Raw genomic sequence first — 9,337 nt, forward strand, 5'->3', positions numbered from 1 at the left:
TCCCCACCCACGCAAGGAAGTTCGCCATGACGTCCCGCGTACAGCTCGCCCTCCGCGTACCTGACCTCGCCGAATCCGTCGCGTTCTACACGAAGCTCTTCGGCACCGAGCCCGCCAAACTCCGCGACGGCTACGCCAACTTCGCCATCGCCGAGCCCCCGCTCAAGCTCGTCCTGATCGAAGGCACCGCGGACGAGGCGACCCGCATGGACCACCTCGGTGTCGAGGTCGACAGCACCGAGGCGGTCCACGCCGCCACCGCCCGCCTGAGCGAGGCGGGCCTGGTCACCGACGAGGAGAACGACACCACCTGCTGCTACGCCCTCCAGGACAAGGTCTGGGTCCACGGCCCCGGCCAGGAACCCTGGGAGGTGTACGTGGTCAAGGCCGACGCCGGCTCTCCGGCCAAGCAGGTCAGGGATCGGCCTTGATCTTCTTCATCGTCAGGTGGGATTCGAGGCGCAGGACGGCGGGCAGGCCACTGAGCCTGCCCATCACGAAGGGCCTGCCCATCACGAAGGCGACGGGGGGCGACCGTTCTGCGCCGTCAGCGCGAAACCGTCCGACCTGAGCGCCAGGCCCCCGTCCCTGCCTCACGTGTCCGGTACTCGCTCGGGCTGACGCCGTGTTCCCTCTTGAACGCGGCGCTCAGGGCGAAGGCGCCCGCGAAGCCGACGCGGTCGGCCACCACGGCGAGGGTGGCCTCGGGTTCGCGCAGCAGGTCCGCGGCGAGGGCGAGGCGCCGTTCCCGTAGATAGGTCATCGGCGGCTGTCCGACCAGGGCGGCGAAGCGCCGGGCCAGGTTCGCCCGGGACGCACCGGTCTGTGCCGCCAGCGCCGGCAGTGTCCACGGGTGGGCGGGGTTGGTGTGCAGCAGACGCAGGGCGGGGCCGACGACGGGGTCGCTGTAGGCCCGGTACCAGGTGGGGACCTGGGCGCCGGGGCGGGTGAACCAGGCGCGAAGGGCCGTGATGAGCATCAGGTCCAGGGCCCGGTCGAGCAGGATCTGCTGCCCCGGCTCCTCGCGGGTGATCTCTTCGAAGGCCGTCAGGCTGAACGGGCAGTTGCCCACGTCCGCCTCGATGACGGCCAGCGGGGGCAGGGCGGCGAGCAGTCGGCCCGGTGTGCCGCCGTCCACGGTGTACAGGCCGTTCACCAGCAGCGCACTGTCCGGCCCCGCCGTGTCCCCGGCCCGTACGCCCGGAATCCGCGCGCTGATCAGTTCCTCGCCCTGCAGCGTCGTACAACGGCCCCCGGCACGGATCACCACATCCGGCTCGGTCGCCGGGTCGTCCGCGATCACATACGGCGCGCCCCCGGACAGCACCGCGACATCACCGGCACCGAGCCGCACCGGGTCACCGCCCTGAGGCATGACCCAGACCGAGCCGCGCAGGAGCACCGCGAGAGCCAGCGGTGAGCCGTCCTCGAAGCGTGCTGCCCAGGAGCCGGAGGGGGAGGACTGGTTGAAGACCGCGCCGCTGGTCCGTACGCCGTTCAGCAGGTCCGTCAGCGGATCCGCGCTGGTCAGTCCTGAGGGATCCATGCCGGTGAGCGTAGCCGAACGGACTACGCCAAGGCCGCGGCCCGGCAGGACGTCTGGAACACCTAAGTCAGCGGTTCAATGCCGCTCGCGTCCAGCACGTCGCCCTTGGCCGGGGCGCGTACATCGACTGGCTTGTCGAAGTCGCTGAACGTGGTGGTGGTCCGGTAGTCGGTGCCCTTGTAGGCGACCTTGAGGAGGTACGGCTTGCCCTCGGTGGCGACGTAGAACGTGTAGGCGCCCTCCTTGACCGCCTTGTCGGTCACCACCAACTCAATCGCCCGCCTGCCGTCGACCTCGGTCGGGTCGCCCTTCGTCGCCTTGCCGAAGGAGCCGAACTCCTGGGTGCAGTGGGAGAGTCCGGACTCCTCCGATTCAAAGGCTGTCTCCTTGGCCGGGCTCTTGACCCAGCGCTTCTGTTCCCCCTTGGCGGTCCCACTCTTGCCCGCCATCTTCAGGTAGGCGCGGTTCGGGCGGACGTAGTCCACGTCGCCGATCCGGATCTGTTCGAGGCGGGCGCTGTTGGTCCAGGTCTGACTGAAACTGCACGTGTCCTTGAGGTCGGTCGTCAGACGGGTGGAGAAGCCTTCGCCGGTGGCCACGGTGGTGGTCTTGCCGTCCACGGTCACCGACTTGAGCGCGTTCATCACGTCGTTCGCGTCGTCAAGCATCTGCTTGGCGGAGGGCTGGTCTCCGGAGGAGCCGTCCGCCGAGCAGCTGGCCACGGCGGCGCCCACCACTAAGCAGCCCAGTGCGGCCGCCACAACAGTCGATTTCGTTCGCACAAGATCCCCCCGGCTCACACAAGATCCCCACAGGTCGTGGGCGGATCATGCTACCGGAGCTGATCACGCCCCCGGTTCAGCCGCCCGTCGACCCTCGGATCACCACAGAGAAGTGGCTCACGAACTCCTCGCGGTCCGTCCCGGGCTGCGTCTGCTCGATCCGTCCGGCCAGCAGGTCGACCGCCCGTCGCGCCATCGCGTCGTGGTCCGGATCGATGGTGGACAGCGAGGGGACGAGGAACTCGCTCTCCTCGACGTTGTCGAAGCCGATCACCTTCACCTGCTCCGGCACCCGTACCCCGGCGTCGGCCAGGCCGCGCAGCACGCCCATGGCCACGGTGTCGGTCACGCAGAACACGCCGTCGAAGTCGAGCCCGCCGTGCACCATCTCCCTGGCGCATCGCGCACCCGCGCGCATGGTGAGCGTCTCCATGCTCTGCACGAGGCCGGGGTCCAGGGGCAGGCCGGCGCTCCGCAGCGCCTTCTGGTAGCCCGTGAAGCGGAGGCTGGACACGTCGACTTCCTCTCCCGCCGGCCCGCGCACCATCGCGATACGGCGGCAGCCCCGCTCGATCAGGTGCTGGGTGGCCGCCTGTGCCCCGTCGACGTTGGGCATGGCCACATGGTCGACGGGACCGCCGAAGATCCGCTCGCCCAGGATGACCACCGGGTGGTCCACCTTGAGCAGTTCGACGTCGGCCGGTCCCATGCCCACCGTGCTGAGGATGAGCCCGTCGTAGAGCCGGTTGCGCGACAGGGACAGCGCGTCCAGCTCGTTCTCCCTCGAGGCGCCGGTCTGCTCGATGCACACCCGCAGGCTGTACCGCTCGGCAGCGGCGATGATGGCGGCGGCCAACTGCGCGTAGTAGGGGCTGTTCACCTCGGGCACGGCGAGACCGACGGTGCCGGTGCGGCCCTTGCGCAGATTGCGGGCGGCGACGTTGACGCGGTAGTCGAGCCGGGCCATGGCGTCGAGGACCTTCTCCCGCGTCGCCTTACGCACATTGGGATGGTCGTTGATGACGTTCGAGACGGTCATCGCCGAGACTCCGGCCGCCTTGGCCACGTCCTGGATCGTCGCCACGTTCGCCTCGCTCAGGTGCTGGTGTCGGACGGGCTGAGGCGGTAGAGCGCCGCGCCGCGGGCGGGGAGTTCGGCCCGCAGGGACTGGCCGTCGTGCGGGGTGTCGGTACGTGTCCACAGTTCCCGGACGCGGTCGTCGGGCCGGGCGCCGACGGAGCCGAGCGGGACAGTGACCCGTGCCGGGTCGTCGGCCAGGGAGAACACGGCGGCGTAGCGGGTACGCCCGTCGGTGTCGCGGGCGGTCCACAGGACGAGGTCCTTCTCGCGGAGGACCTCGCGGTTGTCCCTGCTGTGCCACAGGACGTCGAGCGCTTCGTCGTTGGTGAGCAGTTCGATCGTCTCCGGCGGGCTGGTGGGCAGGTCGCCGCCCATCATCAGCGGCGAACGGGAGATGAGCCACAGCGTCAGCAGGCTGATCTGCTCGTCACGACTGAGGCCGCTGACGCGGTCCTCGCCCCGCTCGGCCCGGATACCGATGCGCCCCAGGGGCAGCATGTCGGCGTCCGCCCAGCCGCGCTCGCTCTGCCAAGGAGCCCACCGGGCCATGCGGCCGAACTGCGCCGCCACGTCCTCCCACCGGTCCCACAGGTCGTCGCAGACACGCCACATCGTGGCCGTGTCCCGCAGATGGTCCAGGTGCGCGACGGAGACGTCGGTGCCGGGGGAGAGGCTCAGCTCGATGGGCCGGCCGCTGTGGGCGATGGCCTTGGCATAGGCCGAGATCTCCTGCTCGTGGTACGGAAAGAGCATGTCGTCGGCCTTGATGAAGTCGACGCCCCACGAGGCGAATTGGGCGACCTGCGAGTCGTAGTACGCCTGCGCGCCCGGATGGTCGTGGTTCAGGCCGTAGTTGTCCGGGTTCCAGGGACATACGGAGCCGGTGTCGGCGATCTCGTCGGCGGTCCACTCCGTCCCCGCCACGGGCAGCCGGGCGGCGACGGCCCGGCGCGGGATGCCGCGCATGATGTGCAGGCCGAAACGCAGGCCGAGTTGGTGTACGCGGTCGGCCAGCGGCCCGAATCCCGCGCCGCCCGCCGCCGAGAGAAACCGGTTCGGCGCGGGCAGTTGGCGGCCGTGGTCGTCGAGGACCAGCGGGGCGTCCGCGTTGTAGCCGTGGGCGCGGGCCGTGGGCTCGTACCACTGGATGTCCACGACCACGGTGTCCCAGCCGTACGCGAGCATGTGGTCCCGCATGAACGTCGCGTTGGCGAGGACCTCTTCCTCGGTGACGGTGGTGCCGTAGCAGTCCCAGCTGTTCCAGCCCATCGGCGGACGCAGGCGTCGTTCGGGGATCGGTCGCGCGGATCGGGTCATGGGTGAACTATTCCTGATCTTCTTCTGCACGAGTACCCGGACGGCTGCGGAGAACGGTGAAGGAGTACGGCGGGATGTCGCAGACCGGCCCGGTCAGCCGGTTCTCGGCGGGGGAGGCCGGGGCGGGCCCGAACCGGCTGGTCGCGTGGGGAGGTGCGGTGAGAGACGTCCGTACGAGACCGGTGCCGACGTCCGCGCCGGCCAGCCGGAGCCGCACGGTGACGGGCTCGGACGTCGAGTTGGCGATCTTGACGATCACGTCACCGGCCGAGCTGTCGCGGACGGCCGAGACGGCGAAGACCTCCGGGGCCGCCGGGGCGTCCTCCAGATCGTGGACCAGCTCGCCGTCGCGGAAGCAGCGGATGCGCCGGCCGTCCACCTCGACCCGCAGCTCGTACCAGCGGCCGGTCTCGACGGGGCCGTCCACGGCGTCGTTGAGGTCGTGCACCACACCGTCGTCCACCCGCTGGAGCCGCATGCCGCGATTGAGCCAGCCGCCGACCGACCACTGGTACCGGTTGCCGGGCGACGCCTCGGCGAAGCCGATGGTGAAGCCCTCGCCGCCGCCGTTCTTCCTGGCCCGCACGGAGAAGGCGTACGACGGGCCGGCCGCTGCCTCCGCGAGCACCAGCCTGGCGTCGTCCGCTCCGTACGCCGTCTGCTGGATGCGGCCGTCGCCCTCCGGCTCCCAAGTACCGGACTCGGCAGCCCAGTCGGCGAAATCCGGGGCCGGTTCCGCTTCTGCGCCCAGGAGGCCGATACGCGCATCGGCGAACTCGGCGCGGGTGTCGTGACCCGTACCGATGTGGACACCGTGCCTGGCGGTCTCCGGGACGGGACGGGCGTGGGGCGCTCCGACGACGGTGACGGGCAGGGCGGTGTCGCCCGAGTTCACCGAATGCATGTGCTGGACGTGGTAGTTGAGGGTGGGCCAGACGTTCGTGTTGTCGAAGTAGACCAGGTCGGGCAGCCACTGGGTGTGGCCGCGCTTGGCGAGCAGCGGCGCGTAGGAGGCCAGCCGGACGACATCGCCGTTGCGCTCCATGGCGATCATGTAGGCCGCCTCGGCGACGGCGCTGCCCATGTCGTTGTCCCGGGCCGCGTACTCGCCGATGTACAGGTGCGGGCCCTCGCGGTCCATCCCGTCGAAGCGCCGGGTGTTCTCCAGGAACCAGCGCGGTGATTTGTACGAGTGCTCGTCGACGACTGGGACGCTCCGCTCGCGGGCGAACGCCCAGCCCTTCTCCCAGTCCTCGCCGGTGGGGGAGGGACCGACGGTGCCGACGACGATGATCTCGGGGTGGTGCTCACGCAGCGCGTCGTGGATACGGGAGAAGCGGTCGCGGAAGGTGTCGGTGATGGTGTCCTCGTTGCCGACCCCCAGGTACTCGAGGCCGAACGGCTCGGGGTGCCCGGCGGCGGCGCGCAGGGAACCCCAGGGAGAGTCGGCGGGGCCGTTGGCCCACTCCACGAGGGCCAGGACTTCGGCGACGTAGGCGGGCATCTCCTCCTCGGGGATGCCGACCTGGCCGGTCGGCTCGGTGTTCTGGCAGCAGACGCCGGCCGGTACGACGGGCAGGGGCTTGGCGCCGATGTCCTCGCAGAACTGGAAGTACTCGAAGTAGCCCAGGCCCATCGACTGGTGGTAGCCCCACAGATTGCGCTGCTGTCGGCGCTCGTGCAGCGGCCCGATGGTCTCGGGCCAGCGGTACATGTTGCCGAGCCCCACTCCGTGCGCGAGGCAACCACCCGGGAAACGTACGAACTTGGGCTTCAGGTCCGCGATCACCTGCGCCAGGTCGGCGCGCAGGCCGCCGGGCCGGTCGTGGAAAGTGGCCTGCGGAAAGAGCGAGACCAGATCGAGGTGGACGGTGCCGATCCCGCCTGCCACGACGGTGAACCTCGCGTCCGGATCCATCTCCTCACAGGTGATCACGGCCGAGTGCCGCTCCCAGGACCCGTGCACCGGACCCAGCTCCGCCCGGCCGTACACCCGGCTGCCGTCCCGGCTCTCGATCTGCGCCACCAGCCGGTCCGCGGTGCCGTCCGCCAGGCGGGCGAAGAGGCTGACGTCGTAGCGTTCGCCCTCCCTTACGGCGACTCCGTCGAAGCCCTCGTTGCGCAGCGCCGCCCCGCGTCCGTCCGCACCGGCAGTGGTGGTACGCAGCACCGCGTGGTGCGGGTTGGCCGGATGCAGCGGCGCTTCGACGGACACCGTCACCGACCCTGCGGCGCCGTCCCGCTCCAGCAGCTCCCAGGCGGTCAGGGCGTGCCATTCCGGCCGGTGGTCGGGGGAGTACTCGAAGGACCGGTTCTGCACCAGCTCGGCGTAAAGACCGCCGTCCGCCGCGTGGTTGAGGTCCTCGAAGAACACTCCGAACAGATCGGGCGAGATGGCGGTGCCGGGTGCCGCCGCGTCCACCTCTACGACCGTCTCGGTTTCCATCGCTCTCACAACTCCTGGGTCGGCGGCCGTCAGGCCAGCGGGGCCTGAACGGTGAGGAACGAGTGGGGCGGCAGCGTCAGGATCAGGCCCTGCTCGGTGACCTTCAACTCGTCGAAGGGGCGCGGGGAAACCGCTCCCGGTGCCTGAGCGCTGTTGTGGTCCTGGAGACGGTCGGCCGTCAGGAGGCGGGCGGTCGGTTCACCGATGGAGCGGCCGCGCAGGTCGAGCGTCACCTCGGCGGACTCCTCGGCGTCGAGGTTGGACAGCGAGATGAGTACCGTCCCGTCCTTGACGCTGGCCGAGCCGGAGAGGGTGTCCAGTTCGGCGTCCCCCACGGTGCGACGGGCGCCCTCCGTGCGCAGGTGGACGGCGAGAGAGGCGGCGTCCTGGTGCCCCTTGTTCATCTCGAAGACGTGGTACGTCGGGGTCAGGACCAGCGCGTCACCGTCGGTGAGGACCATCGCCTGCAGGACGTTGACGGTCTGGGCGATGTTGGCCATGTACAGGCGCTCGGCATGCTTGTGGAAGATGTCGAAGTGCGTGCCGGCCACCAGCGCGTCACGCAGGGAGTTCTGCTGGAACAGGAAGCCCGGGTTGGTGCCCGGCTCGACGTCCCACCAGGTGCCCCACTCGTCCAGGACCAGACCGACCTTCCGGCCGGGGTCGTAGATGTCCATGACGGTGGAGTGGCCGGTGAGGATGCGGTCGATCTCCCGGGCGGAGACCATCGTCCGGTAGTAGTCGTCCGTGTCGAAGTCGGTGGCGCTGCCCTTCGCCTCCCAGGGACCGGCCATCGTGTAGTGATGGACGGAGATCCCCTGGTAGAAGGTGCGCGGGGTGGCCTCGCAGCCGAAGCAGTTGATCTGCTCCATCAGGGTGCGGGTCCACTTGTAGTCGTCGTCGGACGCGCCCGAGGCGATGCGGTAGAGCTTGTTGTCGCCATGGTCCCGGCAGTACGTGGCGTACTGGCGGACCAGGTCGGCGGAGTACTCGGCGCGCATGTTGCCGCCGCAGCCCCAGGTCTCGTTGCCGATGCCCCAGAACTTCACGTTCCAGGGCTCCTCGCGGCCGTTGGCCTTGCGCAGCCGCACCATGGGGCTGTCGCCGTCGCGGGTGAGGTACTCGACCCACTCGCTCATCTCCTGCACGGTGCCGGAGCCGACGTTGCCGCTGATGTACGGCTCGGTGCCCAGGAGTTCGCACAGGGCCATGAACTCGTGGGTGCCGAAGTGGTTGTTCTCCTCCACGTTGCCCCAGTGGGTGTTGACCATGCGAGGCCGCTCGTCGCGGGGGCCGATGCCGTCCTTCCAGTGGTACTCGTCGGCGAAACAGCCGCCCGGCCAGCGCAGGTTGGGGATGTTCAGGGCGCGCAGGGCCTGGACGACGTCCAGGCGGATACCGCCCTCGTTGGGGATCGGCGAGTCCTCCCCGACCCAGAAGCCGCCGTAGATGCAGCGGCCGAGGTGCTCGGCGAAGTGACCGTAGAGGTGACGGCTGATCTTCGGGCCCTCGAGGTCGAGGTTGATGATCGCGGTGGCGTTGGCCACGGAGGTGCTCCAGGGGTGGGTGGCTCGGCAGGTTTGTATCGATAAAAACCGCCTTCTCGTGAAGGTGTCAAGAGACGTGCGGGAACTGTTTGGTCGTCAGGATGCCGCAGTGCCATGAGGTCGGGCGGTGCGGCGTGTGGGCGTTGCGGGCCGGTTTGTCGGACCCCTTGACACTTTCTGGCGCCGCCACCTAATGTCCGCCGAAGTTTTACGCAACCGATTTCCCAAGACGGGTATCGGCGGCATAACGACCACAGCCGAAGAACCGGTTGATGCGCAATAGGGCAACGCCCAGAGCGAGTCGGCCAATTCCCGTACCCCTCTCACGCGTCCTTTGTGACGTAGCCCTCTTTTATCGATACAAACACTTCCGGTCGGCCACGACCAGCCGAGCTTCGGCATGCCCACGCATGCCACTTGAGCTGAGCGAGCCCTGCGTTTCGTCCTCTCCCTTTTCATCCCTTTCTCCTTCTTTTTCACCGTGGACCAGCCCGGCGTTCCGCCCCACCCGCTGCAACCACCCGTACGAAAGGCTGTCCAGTCATGTCCGTTCCCGCTACAGGGTCTCTCGACAGACGTCGTTTCCTCACCTACTCCGGTGCCGCGCTGGGTGCCGCCG

At 69.1% G+C, this 9,337-nt stretch carries 7 protein-coding genes; 1 reads left to right on the forward strand and 6 read right to left on the reverse strand.

Features of this window, described 5'->3' with window-relative positions:
- Nucleotides 1-26 precede the first annotated feature (26 nt).
- Complete coding sequence (locus tag OP79_RS12280) at nucleotides 27-431, forward strand: ArsI/CadI family heavy metal resistance metalloenzyme (protein WP_033320122.1); 405 nt, start codon at nucleotides 27-29, stop codon at nucleotides 429-431.
- A 116-nt stretch (nucleotides 432-547) separates the two neighbouring features.
- Here the strand turns inward: OP79_RS12280 and OP79_RS12285 are convergent, their stop codons facing one another.
- From OP79_RS12285 to OP79_RS12310, 6 genes are all read right to left on the reverse strand, one after another.
- On the reverse strand, nucleotides 548-1,546 hold the full coding sequence (locus OP79_RS12285) for an AraC family transcriptional regulator (protein ID WP_051744587.1): 999 nt from the start codon (nucleotides 1,544-1,546) through the stop codon (nucleotides 548-550).
- 62 nt (nucleotides 1,547-1,608) lie between these two features.
- Entirely contained in the window at nucleotides 1,609-2,268 is a 660-nt protein-coding gene (locus OP79_RS12290) for a hypothetical protein (protein WP_245685291.1), read from the reverse strand.
- A 136-nt stretch (nucleotides 2,269-2,404) separates the two neighbouring features.
- Nucleotides 2,405-3,412, reverse strand: coding sequence for a LacI family DNA-binding transcriptional regulator (locus tag OP79_RS12295; protein WP_033320124.1), 1,008 nt, complete (start codon nucleotides 3,410-3,412; stop codon nucleotides 2,405-2,407).
- An 11-nt stretch (nucleotides 3,413-3,423) separates the two neighbouring features.
- Nucleotides 3,424-4,725, reverse strand: coding sequence for a glycoside hydrolase family 27 protein (locus OP79_RS12300; RefSeq protein ID WP_245685292.1), 1,302 nt, complete (start codon nucleotides 4,723-4,725; stop codon nucleotides 3,424-3,426).
- A gap of 7 nt (nucleotides 4,726-4,732) precedes the next feature.
- Nucleotides 4,733-7,171, reverse strand: coding sequence for an alpha-L-arabinofuranosidase C-terminal domain-containing protein (locus OP79_RS12305; RefSeq protein ID WP_033320125.1), 2,439 nt, complete (start codon nucleotides 7,169-7,171; stop codon nucleotides 4,733-4,735).
- Between the two features lie 29 nt (nucleotides 7,172-7,200).
- Nucleotides 7,201-8,718, reverse strand: a complete 1,518-nt coding sequence (locus OP79_RS12310; protein WP_033320126.1) for an alpha-N-arabinofuranosidase — start codon at nucleotides 8,716-8,718, stop codon at nucleotides 7,201-7,203.
- Nucleotides 8,719-9,337 lie beyond the last annotated feature (619 nt).

This window comes from Streptomyces yerevanensis, from assembly GCF_000716805.1.
GTDB classification, from domain to species: domain Bacteria; phylum Actinomycetota; class Actinomycetes; order Streptomycetales; family Streptomycetaceae; genus Streptomyces; species Streptomyces flaveus.